The organism is Streptomyces sp. NPDC046197 (assembly GCF_040646295.1).
GTDB lineage: Bacteria > Actinomycetota > Actinomycetes > Streptomycetales > Streptomycetaceae > Streptomyces.
In genome coordinates, this window is sequence record NZ_JBEYZY010000025.1 from 26,192 (window position 1) to 51,976 (window position 25,785).

25 protein-coding genes are annotated in these 25,785 nt (G+C 70.4%); 15 read left to right on the top strand and 10 right to left on the bottom strand.

Going from position 1 to position 25,785, the window contains the following annotated elements:
- The first annotated feature begins 145 nt into the window (after positions 1-145).
- The gene (locus AB0A61_RS29030; protein ID WP_361298461.1) at positions 146-364 is read left to right on the top strand and encodes a hypothetical protein; all 219 of its coding nucleotides are present in this window, start codon (positions 146-148) and stop codon (positions 362-364) included.
- A 123-nt stretch (positions 365-487) separates the two neighbouring features.
- Here AB0A61_RS29030 and ychF read toward each other — a convergent pair whose 3' ends face one another.
- Entirely contained in the window at positions 488-1,576 is a 1,089-nt protein-coding gene (gene ychF, locus AB0A61_RS29035) for a redox-regulated ATPase YchF (RefSeq protein WP_361298464.1), read from the bottom strand.
- Positions 1,577-1,740: 164 nt separating this feature from the next.
- Here ychF and AB0A61_RS29040 point away from each other — a divergent pair, with 164 nt between their 5' ends.
- Positions 1,741-2,319, top strand: a complete 579-nt coding sequence (locus tag AB0A61_RS29040) for a DUF6542 domain-containing protein (RefSeq protein WP_361298467.1) — start codon at positions 1,741-1,743, stop codon at positions 2,317-2,319.
- An 87-nt stretch (positions 2,320-2,406) separates the two neighbouring features.
- Here AB0A61_RS29040 and ppgK read toward each other — a convergent pair whose 3' ends face one another.
- A complete protein-coding gene (gene ppgK / locus AB0A61_RS29045; protein ID WP_361298469.1) occupies positions 2,407-3,153 on the bottom strand; it encodes a polyphosphate--glucose phosphotransferase in 747 nt (248 codons plus the stop codon).
- Positions 3,154-3,223: 70 nt separating this feature from the next.
- Positions 3,224-4,240, bottom strand: coding sequence for a 4-hydroxy-3-methylbut-2-enyl diphosphate reductase (locus AB0A61_RS29050; protein WP_361298472.1), 1,017 nt, complete (start codon positions 4,238-4,240; stop codon positions 3,224-3,226).
- A gap of 127 nt (positions 4,241-4,367) precedes the next feature.
- On the opposite strand from AB0A61_RS29050, the gene xseA reads away from it, so the two are divergent.
- From xseA to AB0A61_RS29065, 3 genes are all read left to right on the top strand, one after another.
- Complete coding sequence (gene xseA, locus AB0A61_RS29055; RefSeq protein ID WP_361298475.1) at positions 4,368-5,594, top strand: exodeoxyribonuclease VII large subunit; 1,227 nt, start codon at positions 4,368-4,370, stop codon at positions 5,592-5,594.
- 9 nt (positions 5,595-5,603) lie between these two features.
- Entirely contained in the window at positions 5,604-5,876 is a 273-nt protein-coding gene (locus AB0A61_RS29060) for an exodeoxyribonuclease VII small subunit (RefSeq protein WP_361298478.1), read from the top strand.
- Between the two features lie 163 nt (positions 5,877-6,039).
- Complete coding sequence (locus AB0A61_RS29065) at positions 6,040-6,630, top strand: malonic semialdehyde reductase (protein WP_361298481.1); 591 nt, start codon at positions 6,040-6,042, stop codon at positions 6,628-6,630.
- A gap of 185 nt (positions 6,631-6,815) precedes the next feature.
- On the opposite strand, the gene AB0A61_RS29070 is transcribed toward AB0A61_RS29065, so the two are convergent.
- Positions 6,816-7,340, bottom strand: coding sequence for a DUF4245 domain-containing protein (locus AB0A61_RS29070; protein ID WP_361298484.1), 525 nt, complete (start codon positions 7,338-7,340; stop codon positions 6,816-6,818).
- 128 nt (positions 7,341-7,468) lie between these two features.
- Between AB0A61_RS29070 and glpX the strand changes: the two genes are divergently transcribed.
- Entirely contained in the window at positions 7,469-8,503 is a 1,035-nt protein-coding gene (gene glpX / locus AB0A61_RS29075) for a class II fructose-bisphosphatase (protein WP_361298487.1), read from the top strand.
- A 196-nt stretch (positions 8,504-8,699) separates the two neighbouring features.
- Here the strand turns inward: glpX and AB0A61_RS29080 are convergent, their stop codons facing one another.
- Together AB0A61_RS29080 and AB0A61_RS29085 are read right to left on the bottom strand one after the other, a co-directional pair.
- Positions 8,700-9,071: a WhiB family transcriptional regulator gene (locus AB0A61_RS29080; RefSeq protein WP_361298490.1), complete on the bottom strand. Its 372-nt coding sequence runs from the start codon at positions 9,069-9,071 to the stop codon at positions 8,700-8,702.
- Between the two features lie 181 nt (positions 9,072-9,252).
- On the bottom strand, positions 9,253-9,933 hold the full coding sequence (locus AB0A61_RS29085; RefSeq protein WP_361298493.1) for a DUF1707 domain-containing protein: 681 nt from the start codon (positions 9,931-9,933) through the stop codon (positions 9,253-9,255).
- A gap of 190 nt (positions 9,934-10,123) precedes the next feature.
- Here AB0A61_RS29085 and AB0A61_RS29090 point away from each other — a divergent pair, with 190 nt between their 5' ends.
- Positions 10,124-11,794 carry a fumarate hydratase gene (locus AB0A61_RS29090; protein ID WP_361298496.1) on the top strand — a complete coding sequence of 557 codons (1,671 nt, stop codon included), beginning with the start codon at positions 10,124-10,126 and terminating at the stop codon, positions 11,792-11,794.
- Here AB0A61_RS29090 and AB0A61_RS29095 read toward each other — a convergent pair.
- Together AB0A61_RS29095 and AB0A61_RS29100 are read right to left on the bottom strand one after the other, a co-directional pair.
- Complete coding sequence (locus tag AB0A61_RS29095) at positions 11,757-11,996, bottom strand: DUF397 domain-containing protein (RefSeq protein ID WP_361298499.1); 240 nt, start codon at positions 11,994-11,996, stop codon at positions 11,757-11,759. The two genes, AB0A61_RS29090 and AB0A61_RS29095, sit on opposite strands and share 38 nt — an antisense overlap.
- Positions 11,971-12,789: a helix-turn-helix transcriptional regulator gene (locus AB0A61_RS29100; RefSeq protein ID WP_361298502.1), complete on the bottom strand. Its 819-nt coding sequence runs from the start codon at positions 12,787-12,789 to the stop codon at positions 11,971-11,973. Before AB0A61_RS29100 ends, AB0A61_RS29095 begins: the two co-directional genes overlap by 26 nt.
- Before the next feature lie 79 nt (positions 12,790-12,868).
- On the opposite strand from AB0A61_RS29100, the gene AB0A61_RS29105 reads away from it, so the two are divergent.
- The 3 genes from AB0A61_RS29105 to AB0A61_RS29115 all read left to right on the top strand — a co-directional run bounded on the left by AB0A61_RS29105 (position 12,869) and on the right by AB0A61_RS29115 (position 17,468).
- A complete protein-coding gene (locus AB0A61_RS29105) occupies positions 12,869-14,254 on the top strand; it encodes a class II fumarate hydratase (protein WP_361298505.1) in 1,386 nt (461 codons plus the stop codon).
- Positions 14,255-14,326: 72 nt separating this feature from the next.
- On the top strand, positions 14,327-15,019 hold the full coding sequence (locus AB0A61_RS29110; RefSeq protein WP_361298508.1) for a DUF402 domain-containing protein: 693 nt from the start codon (positions 14,327-14,329) through the stop codon (positions 15,017-15,019).
- Positions 15,020-15,299: 280 nt separating this feature from the next.
- Complete coding sequence (locus AB0A61_RS29115) at positions 15,300-17,468, top strand: SpoIIE family protein phosphatase (protein ID WP_361298511.1); 2,169 nt, start codon at positions 15,300-15,302, stop codon at positions 17,466-17,468.
- A 176-nt stretch (positions 17,469-17,644) separates the two neighbouring features.
- Here AB0A61_RS29115 and AB0A61_RS29120 read toward each other — a convergent pair whose 3' ends face one another.
- Together AB0A61_RS29120 and AB0A61_RS29125 are read right to left on the bottom strand one after the other, a co-directional pair.
- Positions 17,645-18,094 (bottom strand): DUF2690 domain-containing protein, encoded by a 450-nt coding sequence (locus AB0A61_RS29120; RefSeq protein WP_361298514.1) that lies wholly within the window; start codon positions 18,092-18,094, stop codon positions 17,645-17,647.
- A gap of 244 nt (positions 18,095-18,338) precedes the next feature.
- Positions 18,339-20,630, bottom strand: a complete 2,292-nt coding sequence (locus tag AB0A61_RS29125; protein ID WP_361298517.1) for a transglycosylase domain-containing protein — start codon at positions 20,628-20,630, stop codon at positions 18,339-18,341.
- Positions 20,631-20,887: 257 nt separating this feature from the next.
- Between AB0A61_RS29125 and AB0A61_RS29130 the strand changes: the two genes are divergently transcribed.
- The 5 genes from AB0A61_RS29130 (at position 20,888) to AB0A61_RS29150 (ending at position 25,776) form a co-directional block, all read left to right on the top strand.
- Positions 20,888-21,847 (top strand): SPFH domain-containing protein, encoded by a 960-nt coding sequence (locus AB0A61_RS29130; RefSeq protein ID WP_361298520.1) that lies wholly within the window; start codon positions 20,888-20,890, stop codon positions 21,845-21,847.
- Positions 21,844-22,122, top strand: a complete 279-nt coding sequence (locus AB0A61_RS29135; RefSeq protein WP_361298523.1) for a hypothetical protein — start codon at positions 21,844-21,846, stop codon at positions 22,120-22,122. The genes AB0A61_RS29130 and AB0A61_RS29135 overlap by 4 nt, the downstream gene beginning before the upstream one ends.
- Positions 22,123-22,226: 104 nt before the next feature.
- Positions 22,227-22,751: a PadR family transcriptional regulator gene (locus AB0A61_RS29140; RefSeq protein ID WP_361298526.1), complete on the top strand. Its 525-nt coding sequence runs from the start codon at positions 22,227-22,229 to the stop codon at positions 22,749-22,751.
- A complete protein-coding gene (locus tag AB0A61_RS29145) occupies positions 22,748-23,437 on the top strand; it encodes an ABC transporter ATP-binding protein (protein ID WP_361298529.1) in 690 nt (229 codons plus the stop codon). The genes AB0A61_RS29140 and AB0A61_RS29145 overlap by 4 nt, the downstream gene beginning before the upstream one ends.
- On the top strand, positions 23,434-25,776 hold the full coding sequence (locus AB0A61_RS29150; protein WP_361298532.1) for an FtsX-like permease family protein: 2,343 nt from the start codon (positions 23,434-23,436) through the stop codon (positions 25,774-25,776). The genes AB0A61_RS29145 and AB0A61_RS29150 overlap by 4 nt, the downstream gene beginning before the upstream one ends.
- Positions 25,777-25,785: the final 9 nt, after the last annotated feature.

Here is a 25,785-nt window from a genome sequence, read left to right on the forward strand (position 1 = left end):
GACCCGTGCCTCCGCGCGCGGCATGCCGGACTGGCCTCAGTGGCGCGCGCCTTCCAACTGTTCGCCTCGCCACGTAGGCGGTCGCACCGGCGCGGCCCGCCCGCCACCTTTCTTACCCGGAACCTGACCAGAAAAGTGTGCCGCCATGACCGTGCTGGCCAGATGGTGTTTCCGACACCGTTTCGTCGTCCTCGGGATCTGGGTCGTCTTGCTGACCGCGATCGCCGTGCCGTACGCGAAGCTCGGCACCAGCTACTCCGACGCCTTCAGCCTGCCTGACCGTGCACGACCCAGCACGGGCGTTCTCATCCCATCCCAGCACGATCCCAGCACGGTAGGGATGAGCAGGGGTGATGACAGGTGACGAGGGGTCAGCCGTCCCAGCACCATCCCAGCACGGGAAAAAACAAAGGGCCCGACCCCGAAGAGCCGGACCCTCTCCGACCTGCATGTTTGCCAGATCAGCGACGTGGTGATAGGTCAGCCGCTACACATTGAACCGGAACTCCACCACGTCCCCGTCCTGCATCACGTAGTCCTTGCCCTCCATGCGGGCCTTGCCCTTGGCGCGGGCTTCGGCGACCGAGCCGGTCTCCACGAGGTCGTGGAAGGAGATGACCTCGGCCTTGATGAAGCCCTTCTGGAAGTCGGTGTGGATGACACCGGCGGCCTCGGGGGCGGTGGCGCCCTTCTTGATGGTCCAGGCGCGGGACTCCTTGGGGCCGGCCGTCAGGTAGGTCTGCAGGCCGAGGGTGTTGAAGCCGACGCGGGCGAGGGTGGCCAGGCCAGGCTCGTCCTGGCCGACGGACTGCAGGAGCTCCAGGGCCTCCTCCTCGTCCAGCTCGGCGAGGTCCGCCTCCAGCTTGGCGTTGAGGAAGATCGCCTCGGCGGGGGCCACCAGGGTCCGCTGCTCGTTCTTGAAGTCCTCGTCGATCAGCTCGTCCTCATCGACGTTGAAGACGTAGAGGAAGGGCTTGGTGGTGAGCAGGTGCAGGTCGTGCAGCAGCTCGTTGCGCTCGGTGCCCTGGACGATGCCGTGCGCGAAGAGCGTGTCGCCCTTCTCCAGGATCTCCTTGGCCTCCTCGACGGCCTTCACCTTGGGGGCCACGTCCTTCTTGATCCGCGACTCCTTCTGCAGGCGCGGCAGGACCTTCTCGATCGTCTGGAGGTCGGCGAGGATCAGCTCGGTGTTGATCGTCTCGATGTCGTTCTTCGGCGAGACCTTGCCGTCGACGTGCACGACGTTCTCGTCCTTGAAGGCACGGATGACCTGGCAGATGGCGTCCGACTCACGGATGTTCGCGAGAAACTTGTTGCCCAGGCCCTCGCCCTCGCTGGCGCCGCGCACGATGCCGGCGATGTCGACGAAGTCGACGGTGGCCGGAAGGATCCGCTCCGACTTGAAGATCGAGGCGAGCTGGGCGAGACGACCGTCCGGGACGCCCACGACACCGACGTTCGGCTCGATCGTGGCGAACGGGTAGTTGGCCGCGAGCACGTCGTTCTTGGTCAGGGCGTTGAACAGGGTCGACTTGCCGACGTTCGGCAGACCGACGATTCCGATCGTGAGCGACACGTTGCGACTTCCCGTACGTGAGAGGACTGGGGGCCAGGGGGCCGATCCACCAGTCTACGGCGTGTCGCACCCCGCCTCCGCGACGGTTCGAACGCTTGGCCAAGCTACGCCGAGCGGCGTGTCAGACGGCCTATTCGGCACATAAACAGACCTAGGTTGGTCCAGTGGAGCAACACAGGACGCGCCCCCAGCAACACGGACCGCGACGCGGTCGGCCACCCCTGCCCGCCCAGGGGGACCGAGCACCGCGTGGACGGCCGGGGTACGACGACCATGCCGGACGGCCCGCGACGCGGCGTCCGCCGGTGGCACGGCGGCCCGCCCCGGCGGCTCCGGCCCTGCGGCAGCTGCCCAATCCGCGGCTGACGGGGCTCGGGGGCGGTCTGTTCTGCGGGGCGGTGATGTTCGCGCTGGGCGGTCTCGACCAGTTGCTGTTCGGGGCGTCACTGACGGCGTACGGCCTGCTGTTCCTGCCGGTGTGCGTGCTGACCGCGGTGTGGGTGCGCCGGGGCGACCTGCTGACCGCGCCCGTCGTGGTGCCGATCGGGTTCGCCGTGGGGCTGCTGCCGGTGGTGGACGGGGGCGGCGGGTTCTTCGGCAAGTTGATGGGGCTGGTGACCGCGCTAGCCACGCAGGCGATGTGGCTGTACGGCGGGACGCTGGTCGCGGGGGTGACGGTGCTGACCCGGCGGGCCGCCCTGGTGCGCCGTCGGGCCGCCGTGCGGAACCGTTCGTCGGTGTGACACCCACGCAGTGCCCCCCGCGCAGTGACCCCGTAGTGCGCTGCCCGTGCACTGCGCGGCTCTCCCAGCCGTCCTCCCTACCCCGCCCTACCCCGCCTTCGCCGCCCGCATCGCCGCCCCCACGATGCCCGCGTTGTTCTGCAGCTGGGCGGGGACGATCTCCGCCTTGATGCCCTCGATCAGGGGCAGGAACTTCTGGGACTTGCGGCTGACACCGCCGCCGATGATGAACAGCTCGGGGGAGAAGAGCATCTCGACGTGGGCGAGGTACTTCTGGACGCGCCGGGCCCAGTGCTCCCAGGTCAGCTCGTGGTCGTCCTTGGCCTTGCTGGACGCCCGCTTCTCGGCGTCGTGCCCTTCGAGCTCCAGGTGGCCCAGCTCGGTGTTGGGCACGAGGACACCGTCGACGAACAGGGCGCTGCCGATGCCGGTGCCGAAGGTCAGCAGAATGACCGTGCCCCGGCGGTCCCGGCCGGCGCCGAAGTTCATCTCGGCGATGCCCGCGGCGTCCGCGTCGTTGACCACCGTCACCGGCAGGCCGTCCAGACGCGCGCTGAACAACGCGCGCGCGTCCGTGTCGATCCAGCTCCGGTCGACGTTGGCCGCGGTACGGATGGTCGCGCCGCCGGTGACCACGCCGGGGAAGGTCAGCCCTACCGGTCCCGTCCAGCCGAAGTGCTCGACGACCTGCTTGACGCCGTCGGCCACTCCGTCGGGCGTCGCAGGGTGCGGGGTGAGCACCTTGCGGCGCTCCTGGGCCAGGTCGCCCCCGTCCAGGTCCACAGGGGCGCCCTTGATGCCGGACCCGCCGATGTCCACGCCGAAGATCTGCATGGCTCCACGCTACGACGTGACACTGACAGTCACGCCGCGGACTCCGGGCGGTCACCCCCGGTCGGGTCGGTCAGGCCTCCGGTGTACCGGCCCCGCCGCGCTCGGCGGCCAGGGCCGCCGCCTCGTCGCGCAGGTCCCGGCGCAGCTCCTTGGGCAGCGAGAAGGTGATGGACTCCTCGGCCGCCCTGACGAGCTCCACGTCCTCGAAGCCGCGCCGCGCGAGCCATTCGAGGACCTGCTCGACCAGCACCTCCGGCACCGACGCGCCCGAGGTGACACCGACCGTCGACACGCCCTGAAGCCAGGCCTCGTCGATCTCGTCGGCGAAGTCCACGAGGTACGCCTGCCGCGCACCGGCCAGCTTGGCGACCTCCACCAGCCGCTTGGAGTTGGAGGAGTTGCGGGAGCCGACCACGACGACCAGGTCCGCCTGGGCGCCCATCTGCTTCACGGCGAGCTGACGGTTCTGGGTGGCGTAGCAGATGTCGTCGCTGGGCGGCGAGATGAGCTGCGGGAACTTCTCCTTGAGCGCGTCGACGGTCTCCATGGTCTCGTCGACCGACAGGGTGGTCTGCGACAGCCACACCACCTTGGAGGGGTCGCGCACCTCGACGTTCCCGACGTCTTCGGGGCCGTCGACGAGCTGGATGTGCTCGGGGGCCTCGCCGGTGGTGCCGATGACCTCCTCGTGGCCCTCGTGCCCGATCAGGAGGATGTCGTAGTCCTCCTTGGCGAAGCGGACGGCCTCCTTGTGGACCTTGGTCACCAGGGGGCACGTCGCGTCGATGGTGGCGAGCCGGCCGCGCTCGGCCTCCTCGTGCACCACGGGGGCCACGCCGTGCGCCGAGAACATCACGATGTTGCCCGGTGGCACCTCCTCCGTCCGCTCGACGAAGACGGCGCCCTTCTTCTCCAGGGTCTGCACGACGTACTTGTTGTGGACGATCTCGTGCCGGACATAGATCGGGGCCCCGTACTGCTCCAGGGCCTTCTCGACGGCGATCACGGCGCGGTCCACACCCGCGCAGTAGCCCCGGGGGGCGGCGAGCAGGACACGGCGGCCAGACGAAGCAGTCATGGCACCCATCGTAAGGCCGGGTCCGGCCCGCCGAAGATCGCGTCCTCGGGCGTGCGGCAGCGGGGCCGCACAACGGTGCTCGCCGTATCGCCGAGCTGCTACGGCGATGTCGGCGGCGACGGCTACGCTCGCGGGCATGGCTGTCTCCACGTCCCCCGAAGCGCCCCTTCCCGTCGGCGAGGTCTCGCGGCTGATCGGCGGGTGGATCGACCGGCTCGGTGCGGTGTGGGTCGAGGGACAGATCACGCAGTTGTCGCGGCGGCCGGGTGCCGGGGTCGTGTTCCTGACGCTGCGCGACCCGTCGTACGACATCTCCGTCAGTGTGACCTGCTACCGGCAGGTCTTCGACGCGATCGCCGACGTCGTGAGCGAGGGTGCCCGGGTCGTGGTCCTCGCCAAGCCGGAGTGGTACGCCCCGCGCGGGCAGCTGTCGCTGCGGGCCGCCGAGATAAGGCCGGTCGGAGTCGGCGAGCTGCTGGCCCGCCTGGAGCAGCTGAAGAAGGCTCTGACCGCCGAGGGGCTGTTCGCTCCGGAGCGCAAGCAGCCGCTGCCCTTCCTCCCCCAGCTCATCGGCCTGGTCTGCGGGCGGGCCTCGGCCGCCGAGCGGGACGTGCTGGAGAACGCCCGCCACCGCTGGCCCGCCGTCCGTTTCGAGGTGCGCAACGTGGCCGTGCAGGGCGTGCACGCCGTTCCCCAGGTGGTGCAGGCCGTCAAGGAGCTCGACGAGACCGAGGACGTCGACGTGATCATCGTCGCGCGGGGCGGCGGCAGCGTGGAGGACCTGCTGCCGTTCTCCGACGAGCAGCTCGTCCGCGCGGTCGCCGCCTGCCGTACGCCCGTGGTGTCGGCGATCGGGCACGAGCCGGACACCCCGCTGCTCGACTACGTCGCCGATCTGCGCGCCTCCACCCCGACCGACGCCGCGAAGAAGGTCGTGCCGGACGTCGGCGAGGAGTACGAGCGGGTGCGGCAGCTGCGCGACCGGGCGCGCCGGTGCGTGCGGGCGCTCGTCGAGCGCGAGGAGCGCGGTCTCGCGCACGCGCTCGCGCGGCCGGCGATGGAGGATCCGCACCGGATGATCGACGAGCGGGCGGACCACGTGGCGTCCCTGCTGGACCGCGGCCGGCGCACGCTGCGGCACCTGCTGGACCGGGCGGACTCGGAGCTGTCGCACACGCACGCGCGCGTGGTGGCCCTCTCCCCCGCCGCCACCCTCCGGCGCGGGTACGCGGTGCTGCAGAAGGCCGACGGTCACGTGGTGCGCGACCCGGGCGAGGTGACGGCGGACGAGGCGCTGCGCGCGCGGGTGGCCGAGGGCGAGTTCTCCGTACGGGTCGACCGGCCGGGCCGGGCCGACGCATAGGGTGGGCGCATGACCAGCAACGTGAGCGGGACGACCGGGGTGAGCGAGGCGCTCGGCTACGAACAGGCGCGGGACGAGCTGATCGAGGTGGTCCGGCGGCTGGAGGCGGGCGGTACGTCCCTGGAGGAGTCCCTCGCGCTGTGGGAGCGGGGCGAGGAGCTGGCCAAGGTGTGCCGCCGGTGGCTGGAAGGCGCACGAGCCCGGCTGGACGCCGCCCTCGCCGAGGAGGAAGGGGCGGACGAGGCAGACAAGGCAGAGGGGGACGGGACGGACGCCGGGTAACCCGCGGCGGACCCGGCGGCACCCGCACCCGCGGCAACCCCAATGTGTGAAGCGGCTCACCGCCCCTCATGTTTTGTTGAAGGTTGAACTTCCTCGGCGTACTGTCGACGGCGTCAGGTGATCCGGAACCCGGATCCGGACGAACTACCGAGAAGGTTCCCGCATGTCTCTCGCTCTTGACCCCGCCGCCCAGGACCTGCTGTTCCGCGAGGCCCGCACCGCCAACACCTTCACCGACGAGCCGGTGACCGACGAGCAGGTGCAGGCGATCTACGACCTGGTCAAGTACGGCCCGACCTCCATGAACCAGTCGCCGCTGCGCGTCACGCTGGTCCGTTCCCCTCAGGCCCGCGAGCGTCTGGTGCAGCACCTGGCGGAGGGCAACCGGCAGAAGACCGCCGCGGCCCCGCTGGTGGCGATCCTCTCCGCCGACAACGAGTTCCACGAGGAGCTGCCGGAGCTCTTCCCGCACTTCCCCCAGGCCAAGGACGCCTTCTTCGGTGACCGTTCGGTCCGCGAGAACAACGCCGCGCTCAACGCCGCCCTGCAGGCCGCCTACTTCATCATCGGCGTGCGCGCCGCGGGCCTCGCCGCCGGCCCGATGACCGGTCTGGACTTCGAGGCCGTCCGCAAGGAGTTCCTGGACGACGACCACACCCCGCTGATGGTGGTCAACATCGGCAGGCCGGGCGAGAACGCATGGTTCCCGCGTTCCCCGCGCCTGGCCTACGACCAGGTCGTCACGACCGTCTGAGGCACCCCCGGACAGCAGAAGGCCCCCGCCAACGCCACGGCGCCGGGGGCTTTCTGCGTACCGGGGGCCCTCCGCGTGCCGGAAGGGCCCTCCGCGTGCCGGAAGGGCCCTCCGCGTCCGGACGTACCGGATGACCGGATGTGCCGGATGTGCCGGATGTGGCCGAGGCTGTCCGTGGGCCGGGCTCAGGCCGTCTTCAGCGCCTCGGCCAGCTTCGTCAGCCGGTCGAAGGACGCCGTGCCCGCCACCACCGTCGTCGAGCCCTTCGTCCCCTCCAGCACCAGGGCGTCGTAGCGGCCGCCGGTGTAGCGGGTCCAGGTGCGCCCCTCGATGTTCTGGGTCACCTTGGTGGCATGCGCGCCCTGGCTGGCCTCGTCGATGAAGTCCGAGCGCTTCTGAGTGGACTGCTCGACCGCCACGTACTGTCCGTCGGGGTCCTGGAAACCAAGGTGCCAGCGGTCGAAGTGATCACCCTGGAACCGGACGGAGGTGGCCTTCCAGCTCTGCGGCAGGCCGGACGGAGCCGCCACCGGGTACGCCGCCGCGCGCCGCGCGGTGAGCAGCTCCACGCTGTAGTCGACCCGCTTGAGGTCGGGAGCGTGGTCGTCGTGCGGCACGAAGAGGAAGATGACCCCCGCCGCTATACCGATCAGGCCCAGGGAGAGGATCATGTCCCGGACCGTTTTCTGCTTGCCGTTCGAACCTGCCACGCCTCCTATCGTCGCAGGTGTCCGGTGCGCTCATCCGTGGGGTCCCCTGCTCATAATGTCCGCCCAGCGATAGAGTCGGGGCGGAATACCCTCATCCGGCCGTCGTCGTATCAGAAAGGTGCGCTCCGATGACCGAGCATCATCACCTGCCCTCCGAACTGGAAGTTCCCGAAGAGGCGCCTGACCGCAACATCGCCCTGGAACTCGTCCGGGTGACCGAGGCCGCGGCCATGGCCGCGGGCCGCTGGGTCGGGCGCGGCGACAAGAACGGCGCCGACGGCGCCGCCGTGCGCGCCATGCGCACCCTCGTCTCCACCGTCTCGATGAACGGCGTCGTCGTCATCGGCGAGGGCGAGAAGGACGAGGCCCCGATGCTCTTCAACGGGGAGCGCGTCGGCGACGGCACCGGACCCGAGTGCGACATCGCCGTCGACCCGATCGACGGCACCACGCTGACCGCCAAGGGCATGCCGAACGCGATCGCGGTGCTCGCCGCCGCCGAGCGCGGCTCGATGTTCGACCCGTCAGCCGTGTTCTACATGGACAAGCTGGTGACCGGCCCCGACGCGGCCGACTTCGTGGACATCGACGCCCCGGTGTCGGTGAACATCCGCCGGGTCGCCAAGGCCAAGCGGTCCGCGCCCGAGGACGTCACGGTGGTCATCCTGGACCGGCCGCGGCACGAGGGCATCATCAAGGAGATCCGGGACACCGGCGCCCGTATCAAGCTGATCTCCGACGGCGACGTCGCCGGTTCCATCCTGGCGCTGCGCGAGGGCACCGGCGTGGACCTGCTGCTCGGCATCGGCGGCACGCCCGAGGGCATCATCTCGGCCTGCGCGGTGAAGTGCCTGGGCGGCACCATCCAGGGCAAGCTGTGGCCGAAGGACGACGAGGAGCGGCAGCGGGCGGTCGACGCCGGGCACGACCTCGACCGGGTGCTCGGCACGGACGACCTGGTCTCCGGCGAGAACGTCTTCTTCGTCGCCACCGGCATCACCGACGGCGAGTTGCTGCGGGGGGTGCGCTACCGCTCGGAGACGGCCACCACCGACTCGATCGTCATGCGGTCCAAGTCCGGCACGGTCCGCCGGATCGACTCCGAGCACCGGCTCAGGAAGCTGCGGGCCTACAGCGCGATCGACTTCGACCGGGCGAAGTGACGCCGGGCGAAGTGACGCCGGGCGAAGTGACGTCGTCGACAGCGCCGGGCACCTGCGGGGCATGGGCCGCTGCGGGTCGTCCGGAGCCGGCCGTGCAGTCTCCCGCGCTGCTCCAGGCCCTGTCGACCTAGGCGGAGCGGCTCACGGCGTCAAAGAGGGGTGCCCCCTGTGCGGAGGGGGCACCCTCATCCGTGTCTCAACCGGCTATGCGGCCGGCCGGCCTCGCCGTCTTCTTCAGTTCCAGGTCACGGCGGCGGCGCCGGGCCAGGACGACACGGCGCTCGGCGGCGGTGAGGCCGCCCCACACGCCGTACGGCTCGGGCTGCAGCAGCGCGTGCTCGCGGCACTCGACCATCACGGGACAGCGCGCACAGACCCTCTTGGCCGCCTCCTCGCGGGACAGCCGGGCGGCGGTGGGCTCTTTCGAGGGAGCGAAGAACAGGCCGGCCTCGTCGCGCCGGCACACCGCCTCGGTGTGCCACGGTGCGTCTTGGTCCCTGTCTCGCACCGGCACCCGCTGGGCCGGTACGGCAGCGACCTGCAGGGACGAATGCGGCGGTTGCAGCACGGTCTTCTCCTGACGACGGCTTCGCGAGCGAGAGACGATGCAGCAAGGCCTACCCGCTGTGCGCGCGCCTATGCACTGAGTTCCCAACCGCTGGTTCACGAGGTGCCGTGCGCAAGATCGCCGGAAGGCCGAGGGGCGGACCGCAGCGCTCCGGAAGCGATCGACTTCACGACCGTCAATGTCACAGGTGCTTGCGCAAACCCTTGTCGACCCTGCGCTGAACCCGGTCGAGTATGTCCGCGACGAGCTTGCCCCGCCTGGGCCGCGCCTCGACATTGCCCAGCACGGCCCAGCCGTCGACGTAGACCACGGGCGCGTCGGGCTCGGGCGCGTCCAGCGTCGCGACCTCGAAGTTGCCGAGGACACCGCCGCCGGTGCCGCGCAGCGACACGTTCTCCGGGACGCGGATCTGGATGTCGCCGAAGACCGAGACCGCCTTGATCATGACCTGCCGGTACTCGAAGACCGCCTCGCTGAGGTCGATCTCCACACTGCCGAACACCGAGTACGCGTGCAGCCGGCGCCCGGCGCGCCAGCGGCCCTTGCGCATGGCCGTGCTGAACACCGCCACCACGTTCTCGTCGGCCTCCGGCGGTATCGCTCCGGAGGCCGGACGGTCGGCGGCGGTGCCGTACGCCTGGGCCGTGCGGCCCTGGTGGGCGGCGGGCAGGTCCCGTATGAAGACCTCCAGCTCGCCGACCGTCTTGGCGTTCAGCACCCCCTCGACGCGCTCGGCGTGCTCGTCTGCCGTCAGACGGCCCTCGGCGAGGGCGTCCCGCAGGATGTCTGCGATGCGGTCACGGTCGGCGTCCGACGCGCGCAGCTCGGCGACGCGTGGCTCGGCCTGCTTCTGAAGGTCCACGGCAGCAGAGTACCGAAACGCGATAGATCGCGACTACCCCTCGCACCCGGCCTGTGGAAAACCGTTACGGCCACGGTGGGCGCCGGAACTGAGCCCCACCTCACAGGTTCCGTGCCGACGGCAGGTTCTAGGCTGTTGAGGCTCGCCAGCGTCGGCGGGCGGCCGTCGTCAGAGTGAGGAATGGGCTGAGATGCCTGAGTTCGCGTACACCGATCTGCTCCCCCAGGGTGAGGACACGACCCCGTACCGGCTGGTGACGTCCGAGGGCGTCTCCACCGTCGAGGGACCCGACGGCCGTACGTTCCTCAAGGTGGAGCCGGAGGCGCTGCGCAAGCTGGCCGAGGAGGCCGTCCACGACATCCAGCACTACCTGCGCCCCGCACACCTCGCGCAGCTGCGCCGCATCATCGACGACCCGGAGGCGAGCGCGAACGACAAGTTCGTCGCCCTGGACCTGCTGAAGAACGCGAACATCGCGGCGGCGGGCGTCCTGCCCATGTGCCAGGACACGGGTACGGCGATCGTCATGGGCAAGCGCGGCCAGAACGTGCTGACGGAGGGCGGCGACGAGGAGGCCCTCTCGCGCGGCATCTACGACGCGTACACGAAGCTGAACCTGCGCTACTCGCAGATGGCTCCCCTCACCATGTGGGAGGAGAAGAACACCGGCTCCAACCTCCCCGCGCAGATCGAGCTCTACGCGACCGACGGCGGCGCCTACAAGTTCCTCTTCATGGCCAAGGGCGGCGGCAGCGCCAACAAGTCCTTCCTCTACCAGGAGACGAAGGCCGTCCTGAACGAGGCCTCCATGATGAAGTTCCTGGAGGAGAAGATCCGTTCGCTCGGCACGGCCGCCTGCCCGCCGTACCACCTGGCGATCGTGGTCGGCGGTACGTCCGCCGAGTACGCCCTGAAGACCGCGAAGTACGCCTCGGCGCACTACCTGGACAACCTGCCGGCCGAGGGTTCACCGCTCGGCCACGGCTTCCGGGACAAGGAGCTGGAGGAGAAGGTCTTCGAGCTGACGCAGAAGATCGGCATCGGCGCGCAGTTCGGCGGCAAGTACTTCTGCCACGACGTGCGCGTGGTGCGCCTGCCGCGACACGGCGCGTCCTGCCCGGTCGCGATCGCCGTGTCCTGCTCCGCCGACCGCCAGGCGGTCGCCAAGATCACGGCCGAGGGCGTGTTCCTGGAGCAGCTGGAGACGGACCCGGCGCGGTTCCTGCCGGAGACGACCGACGAGCACCTCGAGTCGGACGGTGACGTCGTCAGGATCGACCTGAACCAGCCGATGGACGACATCCTGGCCGAGCTGACCAAGTACCCGGTCAAGACGCGCCTTTCGCTCACCGGTCCGCTGGTCGTGGCCCGGGACATCGCCCACGCGAAGATCAAGGAACGCCTCGACGCCGGCGAGGAGATGCCGCAGTACCTGAAGGACCACCCGGTGTACTACGCGGGCCCGGCGAAGACCCCCGAGGGCTACGCCTCGGGCTCCTTCGGCCCGACCACGGCCGGCCGGATGGACTCCTACGTCGAGCAGTTCCAGGCGGCCGGCGGCTCCAGGGTGATGCTGGCCAAGGGCAACCGCAGCAAGCAGGTCACCGACGCGTGCGCGTCCCACGGCGGCTTCTACCTGGGCTCCATCGGCGGCCCCGCGGCCCGGCTCGCCCAGGACTGCATCAAGAAGGTCGAGGTCGTCGAGTACGAGGAGCTCGGCATGGAGGCCGTCTGGAAGATCGAGGTCGAGGACTTCCCGGCGTTCATCGTCGTGGACGACAAGGGCAACGACTTCTTCCAGAACCCGGCCCCCGAGCCGACGTTCACGACGATTCCGGTGCGCGGCCCGGGCCTGGCGTAACGACCCAGGTCACGAAAGACGACCAGGCCGTCCGGCCGAAGACCGGCGCGGGCCCGTGCGGGGCCTTCGAGTCCCGCACGGGGAGGCCGTACGGCTGGTCGTCGAGCACCTCCAGACAGCTGCCCTCGTCTCCCCCGCTGTAGGACGACTTGCGCCAGCCCTTCGGCCCGGAGGCGTCAGGAAGTATGTGCCGCTCGGTCATGGTGGCCGTAATCCTTTGCGATCGACCGCATCAGAGCCAGAGACTCCTTCTGCGGCAGGGCGTCTCCCAGCACGAGATCGTAGGTGGCCTGGAAGCGCTGGACCAGGGCAGGTTCGTCGTGCACCGTCCCGGTGTGCAGCGCTTCGACATAGGCGACCGGAGGCTGGTCCTCGAACCACATGAGGGAGACCATGCTCACCATGAGGGGATGGCCGCCCAGGGCGAGCGGCACCACGTGGGCCCGGATCCGCTCGTTCTCCACGAGGCCTACCAGATGCTTGATCTGATCCGACATCACCTCCGGTCCGCCCACCGGCCGCCGCAACACCGCCTCGTCCAGTAGCGCCCAGACCACGGGGCTGAGAGGCTCGTCGAGGATCTGTGCCCGATCGAGCCTGGTCGCAACGGCCTTGGTCCGTTCCTCCTTGCCCAGCGGAGGGAAGGCGGCGTCCCGCAGCACCGCATCCGCGTACCCCTCCGTCTGCAGAATCCCGGGCACGAACGACAACGCGAACTCCCGGATCATCGATGCCTGTTGCTCCATCGCCAGCGCCGCCTCGAAGTGCGCCGCTACCGGCCTCCGCTCGTTCCCGGGCCGGAAGTTGATCAGCGCGCCACCCGTGTTGAGTACCTTGTCCAGCCGTCGCGCATCCTCCTCCGACGGCACCCTCCGCCCCGCCTCGATATGCGCGATGTGGGTGCGCGACATGATGGCCGCGTCCGCCAGTTCCTGCTGTGTCAGCCCCGCCGCCTCCCGCTGCTGCCGGAGCCAGTCACCGTACGCCGTCACCACGACCTACCCCCTTGCGATCGATCACTCACTCAGCGTAACCAGCGGGAACAACGGCACGCGCCCGATCGCTATAACCGGCATGAGCGACTACCGCATCGAGCACGACTCCATGGGCGAGGTGAAAGTCCCCGCGGGCGCCAAGTGGCGGGCGCAGACTCAGCGCGCCGTCGAGAACTTCCCCGTCTCCGGGCAGCGCATCGAGCGCGCCCACATCGAGGCGCTGGCCCGGATCAAGGGCGCCGCCGCCAAGGTGAACGCACAGCTCGGCGTGCTCGACAAGGAGGTCGCCGGGGCCATCCAGGAGGCGGCGGCCGAGGTCGCCGACGGCAGGTGGGACGAGCACTTCCCCGTGGACGTGTTCCAGACCGGCTCCGGGACCTCGTCCAACATGAACACCAACGAGGTCATCGCCTCCCTCGCGAGCGAGCGGCTCGGGCGGGACGTGCATCCCAACGACCATGTCAACGCGTCCCAGTCGTCCAACGACGTCTTCCCGTCGTCCATCCACATCGCCGCCACCGCCGCCGTCACCCACGACCTGGTCCCGGCCCTGGAGCACCTCGCCGCCTCACTCTCCCGCAAGGCCGAGGAGTTCGCCGACGTCGTCAAGTCCGGGCGGACCCACCTCATGGACGCCACACCCGTGACCCTCGGCCAGGAGTTCGGCGGGTACGCCGCACAGATCCGCTACGGCGTCGAGCGGCTGAACGCCTCCCTCCCCCGCCTCGCCGAGCTGCCGCTGGGCGGCACCGCGGTCGGCACCGGCATCAACACCCCGCCCGGTTTCTCCGCCGCCGTCATCGAGGAGGTCGCCCGCGTCACCGGACTGCCGCTGACCGAGGCCCGCGACCACTTCGAGGCGCAGGGCGCGCGGGACGGCATCGTGGAGACCAGCGGACAGCTGCGGACCATCGCGGTCGGGCTGACGAAGATCGCCAACGACCTGCGGTGGATGGCGTCGGGACCGCGCACCGGACTCGCCGAGATCGCCCTGCCCGACCTGCAGCCGGGGTCCTCGATCATGCCGGGCAAGGTGAACCCGGTCATTCCCGAGGCCGTGCTCATGGTCTGCGCGCAGGTCGTCGGCAATGACGCCACCGTCGCCACCGCGGGCGCCTCGGGCAACTTCGAGCTCAACGCCATGCTGCCCGTGATCGCCAAGAACGTCCTGGAGTCGATCCGGCTGCTCGCGAACGTCTCCCGGCTGCTCGCCGACCGGACCGTGGACGGGATCGTCGCCCACCGCGACCGGGCCCGCGAGTACGCCGAGTCCTCGCCCTCGGTCGTCACCCCGCTCAACAAGTACATCGGGTACGAGGAGGCCGCGAAGGTGGCCAAGAAGGCGCTGGCGGAGCAGAAGACGATCCGTCAGGTCGTCCTGGAGAGCGGGTACGTCGACCGCGGTGACCTCACGCTCGAGCAGCTCGACGAGGCGCTGGATGTCCTGCGGATGACGCGTCCGTAACCGGATCGGGCCGGGGTGTGAACCGTGACGTATGCCGCAGCGTCGTGTGTCCATGGCACCTAATATCTGTGCATGGCAGACGACGGAGCGGTGAGACGTGTGACGGCGGGCGGTGCGACGGCCTTCTGGGCGCCCGGGAGCCAGATCCTGTGGCGGTACCGGGAGAACGGCGGCGCGCGTTTCCACATCGCCCGCCCCGTGACCGTCGTCCGGGACGACGCGGAGCTGCTCGCGGTGTGGATGGCACCGGGCACCGAGTGTGTCCGGCCGGTGCTGGCCGACGGCACGCCCGTCCATCTCGAGCCGCTCGCGTCCCGGTACACCAAGCCGCGCGCCGTACAGCGAGACCGCTGGTTCGGCACGGGTGTGCTGAAGCTGGCCCGGCCGGGCGAGCCCTGGTCGGTGTGGCTGTTCTGGGAGTCGGGCTGGCAGTTCAAGAACTGGTACGTGAACCTCGAGGAGCCGCTGGCCCGTTGGGCGGGCGGGGTCGACTCCGAGGACCATTTCCTGGACATCTCGGTTCACCCCGACGGCAGTTGGCACTGGCGGGACGAGGACGAGTTCGCGCAGGCCCAGCGGGACGGTCTGATGGACGCAGGGGCGGCCGAGCGGGTGCGGGCGGCGGGACGATCGGCGCTGGAGGTGATCCACGACTGGGGCCCGCCGTTCTCCGAGGGCTGGCAGCACTGGCGCCCGGATCCGTCCTGGGCGGTACCGTCACTGCCGGATGACTGGGACCGTACGCCTGCGCACATGTCCTCATGAGACCCTTGATGCGCCCCCGGGCAAGAAACGTAGGATCGTCCTCCGCAAGGGCGCACAGAAGCAACTCCGGGAGCGAGCGCCTAGTCTGACCTAATGTCACCGAGGGGCGGCAGGACGTGAGCGAGGGGTACGAGGGCAACACCCGTGCGGGCCGCGGACGGTCCGCCGGTGACACAGCAGCAGCCTCTGACCACGCCGGAAATCCGTTCCTGGGGCACGTATTCCGGGTATCGGGTCTTCGGCGGGACCAACTGCGCGCCCGGCGCGCAGCCCCGGACGGATGGATTCGACACGCGTGACGGAGCAGCCGACCTCCTTCGAGCGCCCCCAGGCGGGCGCCGACCCCACGGACGGCCGTGGGGCGCTCCGGCGTACCTCCGAACCGCAGCGCGCGCCGGGCGCCGCCGGCTTACCGGTACAGGCCCGCACCGGCGAGCCGCCCCCCGGACCGCGCGCGACCACCCCGTGCGGCAAGGGCAAGGAGCCGGCGTCCCCCGGCACGCCGCCCGCCGTACCGGACCCGTCGGTGCCGCCGGTGTCCGCCACCGGTCCCGAGCACGCGCAGCCCGCCTCCGCCGAGCCCGACACGCATCGGCCGCGCCCCGCCCCCGAGGCCGTCCCCGAACAGCCGGGCGCCGACCGGCTGGAGAGGACCGGCGGGGAACGGCGTGCCGCGCAGGAGCGGTCCGGCGGCGAACGACGCACCGGTCAGCGGCTGCCGGGTGCCGGGCCGCTGCCGATGCGGCGGGACGGGGACCGGTTGCGGTTCGTCGGGGCGGCCACCCGGCGCATCGCCCGTGGCATGGACCTGGACGAGATCGTGATGGGGTTGTGCCGGGCGACCGTGCCGACCTTCTCCGACGCCATCCTGGTCTATCTGCGCGAGCCGCTTCCGGTGGGCGACGAGCGGCCCGTCGGCCCGCTGGTGCTCCGGCTGCGCCGCACCGACCGGATACCGGCGGACCGCGACACCGACGGCGGCTTCATGCCGCCACCGGCGCCGGAGCAGCCGTCGGAGCTGTCGGCGGTGACCAGCGAGCTGTGCGAGGTGCGGCCCGGCAGCGCGCTGGGCGAGGTGCTGCGCGGGGTCCGCCCGGTGTTCACGGACACCTCCTCCGCCCGCGCGGCGCTGACCGAACTGCTCGGCGACGACTCCGAGCCGGCCGTTCCCGGCGGGCAGCGCGCCATTCTCGCCCCGCTGCGCGGACGGCGCCGCGTCATCGGCGCGGCGCTCTTCCTGCGCCGCCCGGAGCGCCTGGCGTTCGAGCCGGACGACCTGCTGGTCGCCGCCCAGCTCGCCACGCACAGCGCGCTCGGTATCGACAAGGCCGTGCTGTACGGGCGCGAGGCGTACATCGCCGACGAGCTGCAGCGCACCATGCTGCCGGAGACGCTGCCCCGCCCGACCGGCGTGCGGCTGGCGTCCCGCTACCTGCCCGCCGCCGAGACCGCGCGGGTCGGCGGCGACTGGTACGACGCGATCCCGCTGCCGGGCAGCCGGGTCGCCCTCGTCGTCGGCGACGTGATGGGCCACTCCATGACCTCGGCCGCGATCATGGGCCAGCTGCGGACGACCGCGCAGACCCTGGCGGGCCTGGACCTGCCGCCGCAGGAGGTGCTGCACCACCTCGACGAGCAGGCGCAGCGCCTGGGGACCGACCGCATGGCGACCTGTCTGTACGCGGTCTACGACCCGGTCGCGCACCGCATCACGATCGCCAACGCCGGCCATCCGCCGCCGGTCCTGCTGCACCTGGGCGGCCGGGCCGAGGTGCTGCGGGTGCCGCCGGGTGCGCCGATCGGCGTCGGCGGTGTCGACTTCGAGGCCGTGGAGCTGGACGCGCCCGCCGGCGCGACCCTGCTGCTGTACACCGACGGGCTCGTGGAGTCGCGGCTGCGGGACGTGTGGACCGGCATAGAGCAGCTGCGCGAGAAGCTGTCGGCGACCGCGCAGCTCACCGGGCCCGACCATCCGCCGCCCCTGGAGGCGCTGTGCGACGAGGTGCTCGACATGCTCGGCCCGGGCGACCGGGACGACGACATCGCGCTGCTCGCCGCCCGCTTCCACGGGATCGCGCCGAGTGACGTGGCGTACTGGTCGCTGGATCCGGAGGACTCCGCTCCGGGTCAGGCCCGCCGCCTGGCCCGCCGCGCGCTGGACCGCTGGGGCCTGGGTGAGCTCTCGGACTCGGTGGAGCTGCTGGTCAGCGAGGTGGTGACGAATGCCGTGCGCTATGCGTCGCGGCCGGTCACGCTGCGTCTGCTGCGTACGGACGTACTGCGCTGCGAGGTCGGCGACGACGTGCCGCAGCTGCCGCGTCTGCGGCAGGCGCGGGCCACGGACGAGGGCGGGCGCGGGCTGTACCTGGTGAACAGACTGGCCAGGCGGTGGGGCGCGACCCGGCTGAGCACGGGGAAGGTGGTCTGGTTCGAGCTGAACCGGAATTGACCCCGTTCACAAGCAGGCGGGCCCGTATCCGAGCCATGGCAGCCGGGTACGGCGCCATGGCTCGGATACGGGCCGCAGGGAAGGACCGGTGTGTTTGCACCGGTTCGGGTCGGCCGGTCAGGTGGCGGACCGGCGTCCCGGGCGTCGCGACGGGGCGAACATTGCCTGCTGGGGCACTAGAACTTGCTGCTGCACTGCAGCGGGTAGAGGTCGCTGTCGAAGCGGACGCACACGCGGTACTTGTACTCCGGGCCGCCGAGCATGTTCGACCAGTCGGTCTTGCCGTAATTGGGCGTCCTGACGGACAGGGACTTCAGGAGCCTGCCGTCGAGGCTCCACTTCTCGATGGTCGCGGTGGAGTCGTAGATCGACGGGTCCGCGTTGTTCTTGACCCGCACCCAGCCGGCCAGGCAGTCGGCCGACCAGCGCAGTTCGGCCACTCGGCCGTTGTTGTCCACCGTCCGCTTCGTCGAGCTGCTGTCGTCGCACCTGTAGGTGGCCGGGCCCTTGTTGTCGCACCCGGCGCCGGAACAACCGGCGGCGTAGGACGTACCGGCCAGCGGAACCATCGAAATCGTCGCGGCTGCCACACCGATGAGCGCCAGCCTGGCTGTGGTCTTGCGCATGGCGGAACTTCCCCCTCACAAACAGGCGGTGTCCGGACACCCCGTTCGGCGCTTGGCCGTTACGCCGGAACCGCAGTGGAGCACACCCGGCCGGTCGGTGCCGTGCGCGCCGCCGGCTGGTGATCTTCACGCCGACGCAAGTGAGCCTGATCCACATCAGACACTCGAGTCAACGAAATTCTCACAGACCTCTCCCCTTCCCGACACATTGGCCGAAAAGTGACGCCCGGTGCCCCCAGGGCGCTCAGCCCGAACCGACCGGGTCCAGCGAATCGCCGCTGAAGGATGCGGAGGGTGGTGCGGTGCCGGGCGCGGACTCGCTCGGCCACTGCGTCTGCGAAGGCGTTCGGCTCGGCGTCTGCGACGGTGTCCCGCTCGGCGTCGCCGAAGGCGACTGGGTCACCGACGGCGAGCTGCTGCTGGGCGTCTGGGAGGGAGTCGGGCTCGGCGACTGCGTGATCGACGGGGTCACCGTCGGCTCGACCGCCGCGCCCTGCGAGGTGTCCAGGTCGAACTGCGCCTGCCGCGTCACGTCGAAGGTGTAGGCAGCCCAGGTCTGGGCCGGGTAGCCACCGCCGTTGACGCGCGGCACGCCGCCGGCGCCGTAGAGCGGGACGTGCTCGCCGCTGCGGCTCGTGGACTCGCCGAACAGGCCGACCGAGGTGACCAGATCGGGCGTGTAGCCGGTGAACCACGCGGACCGGTTCTCGTCGGAGGTACCCGTCTTGCCCGCTACCAGCTGACCGTTGCGGGCCGGGTTGTCGCGGACGGAGTCGCGCGCCGTACCGTCGTCGATCACGCCGGTGAGCACCGAGGTGACCGTGTCGGCCGCCGTCCGGCTGATCACCTGCTCGCCGACGGGATCCGGCATCTCGACGGTGCGGCTCTTCTGTTCGGCTCCCTGGACGATGCTCGGGGTGACCTTCTTGCCGTGGTTGTCGAAGGTGGCGTAGATCCCGGCCATCTCCAGCGGGCTCGCACCCATGGAACCCAGCGTCTGGGCCGGCACCGCCTGCATTCCCTTGGTGTCCATGCCGAGCCGGTCGGCGACGCTCATCACCTTGTCCATGCCCACGTCGACCCCCATCTGCGCGAAGACGGAGTTGACGGACTTGTCCATCGCCGTCTGGACGTTGATGTTGCCGTAGTCGCGGTGGTCCTCGTTGGGCGGGCCGAAGCCGACCTCGGTGCCGTGGTCCACGGCCTGACGGCCGCTCGTGCCGTCGTAGACCGTGTTCGCGTTGATCGGCCGGCCGTCCTGCGTGGTGGCGCCCTCCTCCAGGGCGGCGGCGAAGATCACCGGCTTGAACGTCGAGGCGGGCTGGTAGTCGAGCCGCGTCGCGTTGCTGAGGTAGTGCCTGAAGTAGTCCTGGCCGCCGTACAGCGCGACGATCTTCCCCGTCTTCGGGTCGACGGAGACGGCGCCCGCCTGGACGTCGGCGTCGACCTTGCGCTTCTTCGGGTCCAGCTTGCTGGTCAGCTGTGCGCGGACCGACTTCTCCAGCGCTGCCTGCTTGTTCTTGTCGACGTTCAGGGTGATGGTCCAGCCCCGGTCCACGACCTCGGCCTCGGCCTGGGCCTGGGTGATGCCCTCCTGCTTCATCAGCTGCTGTTCGAGCTGCTTGTTGGCGAGCTCGATCAGGTAGCCCTTCTGGCCCTCCCGGCCGGGGGCGCCCTTCGGCTCCTTGGGCACGGGGAACTTCATCGCCCGGCGCTTGGCGGGGTCCAGCCACTTCTGCTTGACCATGTTGTCCAGGACGTAGTTCCAGCGGGCCTGCACGAGCTTCTTGCCGGTCGGGGTCGCCGCCGCCCAGTCGTACTGGCTCGGGGCCTGCAGCAGGGCGGCGAGGTAGGCGCCCTGCTCGACCGTGAGCCTGTCCGCGTCGACCCGGTAGTAGGCCTGCGCGGCGGCCTGGATGCCGTAGGCGTTGCGGCCGTAGTAGTTGGTGTTGATGTAGCCCGCGAGGATGTCGTCCTTGGACAGCTTCTGGTCCACCTTCAACGCGATGACCAGTTCCTTCAGCTTGCGCGTGACGGTCTGGTCCTGGTTGAGGTAGTAGTTCTTCACGTACTGCTGGGTGATCGTCGAGCCGCCCTGCGCGCCCTTGCCGGAGAGCGTGTTGAACAAGCCGCGGGCCGTGCCCCTGAGGTCCACGCCGGAGTCGTGGTAGAAGGTCTTGTTCTCGGCGGCGACGAAGCAGTGCTGGACGTCCTTGGGCACCTTGGACAGGTCCACGCTCTCCCGGTTGACCTGCCCGTCCCGGGCCAGGATCGAGCCGTCGCTGTACTTGTAGACGTTGCTCTCGCGCTGTGCGGCCGCGTTGCCCTCGGGGATGGGCACGACGAGATACAGCACGATGAAGCCGCCGATGCCGAGCAGGCACAGGCCGAGGAACGTGCCGAGGATCTTCTTCCAGGTGAACAGGCGGCGTATGCCGCTCCTGCCGGGCGTGCCGACCGCGCCCGACGAGCGGGGCCTGGGCGCCGCGCGGCGGCCACCGCGCTGTTGCGCTCGTCTCTCGTCCGCTCGTCCCATGCGCCTGTCCGCTCCGCTTCCTTCTCCGGGGTCACCCACGTACGTGGCTCGAATCAGCTCAGAAAGCTAACACCGCCCTCTGTGACAAAACGACCGCGATCAGGTCTTTTGCGGACGTGACAATCAACACCCACCCCAACGGAACCGGCCTGCGGGCCATGGAGGAGACTTGCCGGGACGCGATAAAGTGATATCACTTAGTTAGCAGATGTCGGCGGCGCCGGCACACCGGCGCCACGAGCACGGGGGGCACCTCCATGTACACGCACGACTCCTCATCCACCGCCGAATCCACCGCAGAATCCACCGCAGACCTGCCCGAGATGCCCGCTCCGCGGGTGCGGGAGTTCCCGGCACGCAACATCGGCGGGGGTCTGGCGCTGCTGCTCGGCCTGCTCGGCCTGCTGCTGGCGGTCGCGATGACCGTCGGCGGTTCGACCGTCACCGACTCCGGCGCCAAGGCGGCCCTGATCGTCCTCGGCGTGCTGGTCGGCATAGCCGCGCTGCTCGCGATGTCGGGGCTGAACATGGTGGCGCCGGGCGAGGCGCGGGTCGTCCAGCTCTTCGGGCGCTACCGGGGCACCATCCGCGAGGACGGGCTGCGCTGGGTGAACCCCTTCACCTCGCGGACGAAGATCTCCACCCGGGTCCGCAACCACGAGACCGCCGTCCTGAAGGTCAACGACGCCTACGGCAACCCGATCGAGCTCGCCGCGGTCGTGGTGTGGAAGGTGCAGGACACCGCCCAGGCGACCTTCGAGGTGGACGACTTCCTGGAGTTCGTCTCCACGCAGACCGAGGCGGCCGTGCGGCACATCGCCATCGAGTACCCCTACGACGCCCACGAGGAGGGCGGGCTGTCGCTGCGCGGCAACGCCGAGGAAATCACCGAGAAGCTCGCCGTCGAACTGCACGCGCGCGTGGAGGCGGCGGGCGTGCGGATCATCGAGTCGCGCTTCACGCACCTCGCGTACGCTCCGGAGATCGCCTCCGCGATGCTCCAGCGCCAGCAGGCCGGAGCGGTCGTCGCGGCCCGGCGGCAGATCGTGGACGGCGCGGTCGGCATGGTCGAGGCGGCGCTCGCCCGGATCGCCGAGCGGGACATCGTGGAGCTGGACGAGGAGCGGAAGGCGGCGATGGTGTCGAACCTGATGGTGGTGCTCTGCGGAGACCGGGCGCCGCAGCCCGTGCTCAACACGGGAACGCTCTACCAGTGACGGCCACTCCCGAAGGGGCCTCTTCCGAAGAGGCCTCCTCCCCAGGGGCCTCCCCCAGGCGCCGGCCGCAGCAGCGCAAACAGGTGCTGCTGCGGCTGGACCCGTCGGTCTACGACGCGCTCGCCAGGTGGGCGTCGGACGAACTGCGGTCGGCGAACGCACAGATCGAGTTCCTGCTGCGGCGCGCCCTGTCCGAGGCCGGGAGGCTGCCGGGGGAGGCCGGGCCCCTTCCCCGCCGCGGGCGGCCGCCCCGCAAGCCCCCCGGGACTCAGTAGCAGAACCGTGACAATCGGCCCCCACCTGGGCCGCCGCACTCCCCGCCATGAACTAGACACAGGGCGTATACATAGCGCGTATACACCGTGTGTAGAGTGCTCGCATGTCCATCGGTCACACCCTCCTGGGGCTCCTGGAGTCCGGGCCGCGCCACGGCTACGACCTGAAGCGGGCCTTCGACGAGAAGTTCGGTCACGACCGGCCGCTGCACTACGGCCAGGTCTATTCGACGATGTCCCGGCTGCTGAAGAACGGTCTGGTCGAGGTCGACGGGATCGAGGCGGGCGACGGCCCCGAGCGGAAGCGCTACGCGATCACCGAGGCCGGGATCACCGACGTCGAGCGGTGGCTGGCCACGCCGGAGAAGCCCGAGCCGTACCTGCAGTCGACGCTGTACACCAAGGTCGTCCTCGCGCTGCTCACCCACCGCGACGCCGCCGACGTCCTCGACACCCAGCGCTCCGAACACCTGCGCAGCATGCGGATCCTGACCGACCGCAAGCGCAAGGGCGATCTGGCGGACCAGCTCATCTGCGACCACGCCCTGTTCCACCTGGAAGCCGATCTGCGGTGGCTGGAGCTGACCGCGGCGCGCCTGGACAAGCTTCACGAGGCGGTGACCCGGTGACTCCTCCCCCTGGCTCCCTGCTGGCGGCCGAGAACCTGCGCAAGGCCTACGGCCCCACCACCGCGCTCGACGGCGCCGAGTTCTCCATCCACCCCGGCGAGGTCGTCGCCGTGATGGGCCCCTCCGGATCCGGCAAGTCCACGCTGCTGCACTGCCTGGCCGGGATCGTGACGCCCGACTCGGGGACGATCACCTACGACGGGCGGGAGTTGTCGGCCATGACCGACGCCCAGCGCAGCGCGCTGCGGCGTTCGGAGTTCGGGTTCGTCTTCCAGTTCGGCCAACTCGTGCCCGAGCTGACCTGCGTGGAGAACGTCGCCCTGCCGCTGCGCCTGAACGGCGCGCCCCGCAAGGAGGCCGAGCGGACCGCGCTGGCCTGGATGGAGCGGCTGGAGGTCGACGACCTGAGGAAGAAGCGGCCCGGCGAGGTGTCCGGCGGCCAGGGGCAGCGGGTCGCGGTCGCGCGGGCACTGGTCACCGGACCGCGCATGCTGTTCGCCGACGAGCCGACCGGCGCGCTGGACTCCCTCAACGGCGAGCGGGTGATGGAGCTGCTCACCGAGGCCGCCCGCTCCGCCAACGCCGCCGTCGTCCTCGTCACGCACGAGGCACGGGTGGCCGCGTACTCCGACCGCGAGATCGTCGTACGGGACGGCAAGTCCCGGGACATGGAGCGGCTCGTATGAGGTCGCGCCAATGGTCCAAGGACCTCGCCATGGGCGCCAAGTTCGCCTTCACCGGCGGGCGCGAGGGCTGGGTCCGGGTGCTGCTGACGGCCGTCGGCGTCGGTCTCGGCGTCGCGCTGCTGCTGCTGACGACCGCGATACCCACCGCGCTCACGGTACGTCACGACCGGGAGCAGGCACGGCAGGACTACACCTACAGCCGTGAGGTCAAACCGAAGGCCGACAACACCCTGGTGGTCGCGGACGTCGACACGACGTACCGCGAGGACGACGTACGCGGGCGGCTGATGGAGCCCGAGGGGGAGCGGGCGCCGCTGCCGCCGGGGGTGACGAGGTTCCCCGCGCCGGGCGAGATGCTGGTCTCCCCCGCGCTGAAGGAACTGCTCGCCTCCCACGACGGCGAACTGCTGCGCAAGCGGCTGCCGTACCGGATCGTCGGGACGATCGGGGAGAGCGGCCTCATCGGACCGCGCGAACTCTCCTACTACGCGGGCGCCACGGGGCTGGCGAAGCAGCTCAACGGCTGGCAGGTGGCCCGGATCAGCGAGTTCGGGGACCCGCACCCCAGCTCCCAGAGCATGGACCCGGTGCTGATCCTGCTGGTGCTGGTCGTGTTCGTGGTGCTGCTGATGCCGGTGGCCGTGTTCATCGCCGCGGCCGTGCGATTCGGCGGCGAGCGCCGCGACCGCAGGCTCGCCGCGCTCCGGCTGGTCGGTTCCGACAGCCGGATGACCCGGCGGATCGCGGCCGGCGAGGCGCTGGCGGGCTCCCTGCTCGGACTGGTCTTCGGCACCGTCTTCTTCCTCATCGGCCGTCAGGTGGCGGGCTCCGCCGAGATCCTCGGCATCAGCGTGTTCCCCGGCTACCTCAACCCCTCGCCCGCGCTGGCCGCGCTGGTGGCGGTGGCCGTCCCGGCGGCCGCGGTGCTGGTCACCCTGTTCGCACTGCGCGGAGTGGTCATCGAGCCGCTCGGTGTGGTGCGCACGGCGAAACCGGCCCGGCGCCGGCTGTGGTGGCGGCTGCTGCTGCCGCTCGGCGGGCTCGCGATGCTCTACCCGATGATCGGCAAGGGCCACACCGACGGGAACTTCAACCAGTACCTCGTCATCGGTGGCGTCATGCTGCTGCTCGTCGGCGTCACCGCGCTGCTGCCGTGGATCGTGGAGACGGTGGTCGCCCGGCTCGGCTCCGGCGGGGTGGCCTGGCAACTGGCGGTACGGCGCCTGCAGTTGAGCAGCGGCTCGGCGGCCCGCATGGTCAACGGCATCGCGGTGGCGGTGGCCGGCGCGATCGCCCTGCAGATGCTGTTCTCGGGAGTGCAGGGCGACTTCACCAAGGAGTCGCGCAACGACCTGACCCGGGCCCAGATGGAGGTGCGGGTGTCGCGGGGCGTCCCGGTCACCACGATCGCCGACCGGTTCTCCGCCACCCGGGGCGTACGGAAGGCCACCGTACTGGGCGAGGCCACCGTGGGTGACTCGCCCTGGCACGGCGACGACGGGCCGAAGCACTCCAGCGAGGTCACCGTCGGCGACTGCGCGGCGCTGCGCGAGGTGGCGGCCCTGCCCTCGTGCCACGACGGCGACGTGTTCGCCATGCGGGGCGGCGAGTACGACACCGACACACCGGCGCTCGCCAAGCCCGGCCGGACCCTTCACCTCGACACCTCCCAGGGCGTGCGGAACTCCCCGGACGTGGTCTGGACCGTCCCGCGCGGCCTGAAGTACGCCCGCTCGGTCGACGACCCGAGCGGTGCGAAGCGCGGCGGCTTCCTGCTGACCCGCGGCGCGGTACCGGCGCGGGCCGCCGGGTCGGTCGCCGGGCAGGTCTACCTGTCGATCGACAATTCCGTGCCCGACGTGCGCGAGTACGTGCGCAACACGGCGTCCGCGGTCGATCCCATCGGCCAGGTGATGCTGTGGGCGGCCAGCGAGCAGTCCAAGCAGTTCACCTCCATCCGCACCGGCCTGTTCGTCGGCGCCACCTGCGTCCTGGCGCTGATCGGCGCGAGCCTGCTGGTCTCGCAGCTGGAGCAGCTGCGGGAACGCAAGAAGCTGCTGTCCGCGCTGGTCGCCTTCGGCACCCGGCGGCGCACCCTGAGCCTGTCGGTGCTGTGGCAGACCGCGATCCCGATCGCGCTCGGCCTGCTGCTGGCGTCGGCGGTGGGGCTGACGCTGGGCGCGGTGCTGCTGAAGATGACGGGCGCGACGGTGAGCGTCGACTGGGCGAGCGTGCTGACGATGACCGGCATCGGCGCGGCGGTCGTCCTGGCGGTGACGCTGCTCAGCCTGCCGCCGCTGCTGCGGCTGATGCGCCCGGACGGGCTGCGCACGGAGTAACGCCTGCGG

Coding starts and splice junctions, on each gene's coding strand:
- AB0A61_RS29030 (WP_361298461.1), top strand. CDS start 146: ATGACCGTGCTGGCCAGATGGTGTTTCCGACACCGTTTCGTCGTCCTC.
- ppgK (WP_361298469.1), bottom strand. CDS start 3,153: ATGCAGATCTTCGGCGTGGACATCGGCGGGTCCGGCATCAAGGGCGCC.
- AB0A61_RS29050 (WP_361298472.1), bottom strand. CDS start 4,240: ATGGGTGCCATGACTGCTTCGTCTGGCCGCCGTGTCCTGCTCGCCGCC.
- xseA (WP_361298475.1), top strand. CDS start 4,368: ATGGCTGTCTCCACGTCCCCCGAAGCGCCCCTTCCCGTCGGCGAGGTC.
- AB0A61_RS29060 (WP_361298478.1), top strand. CDS start 5,604: ATGACCAGCAACGTGAGCGGGACGACCGGGGTGAGCGAGGCGCTCGGC.
- AB0A61_RS29065 (WP_361298481.1), top strand. CDS start 6,040: ATGTCTCTCGCTCTTGACCCCGCCGCCCAGGACCTGCTGTTCCGCGAG.
- glpX (WP_361298487.1), top strand. CDS start 7,469: ATGACCGAGCATCATCACCTGCCCTCCGAACTGGAAGTTCCCGAAGAG.
- AB0A61_RS29090 (WP_361298496.1), top strand. CDS start 10,124: ATGCCTGAGTTCGCGTACACCGATCTGCTCCCCCAGGGTGAGGACACG.
- AB0A61_RS29095 (WP_361298499.1), bottom strand. CDS start 11,996: ATGACCGAGCGGCACATACTTCCTGACGCCTCCGGGCCGAAGGGCTGG.
- AB0A61_RS29105 (WP_361298505.1), top strand. CDS start 12,869: ATGAGCGACTACCGCATCGAGCACGACTCCATGGGCGAGGTGAAAGTC.
- AB0A61_RS29110 (WP_361298508.1), top strand. CDS start 14,327: ATGGCAGACGACGGAGCGGTGAGACGTGTGACGGCGGGCGGTGCGACG.
- AB0A61_RS29115 (WP_361298511.1), top strand. CDS start 15,300: ATGGATTCGACACGCGTGACGGAGCAGCCGACCTCCTTCGAGCGCCCC.
- AB0A61_RS29120 (WP_361298514.1), bottom strand. CDS start 18,094: ATGCGCAAGACCACAGCCAGGCTGGCGCTCATCGGTGTGGCAGCCGCG.
- AB0A61_RS29125 (WP_361298517.1), bottom strand. CDS start 20,630: ATGGGACGAGCGGACGAGAGACGAGCGCAACAGCGCGGTGGCCGCCGC.
- AB0A61_RS29130 (WP_361298520.1), top strand. CDS start 20,888: ATGTACACGCACGACTCCTCATCCACCGCCGAATCCACCGCAGAATCC.
- AB0A61_RS29140 (WP_361298526.1), top strand. CDS start 22,227: ATGTCCATCGGTCACACCCTCCTGGGGCTCCTGGAGTCCGGGCCGCGC.
- AB0A61_RS29150 (WP_361298532.1), top strand. CDS start 23,434: ATGAGGTCGCGCCAATGGTCCAAGGACCTCGCCATGGGCGCCAAGTTC.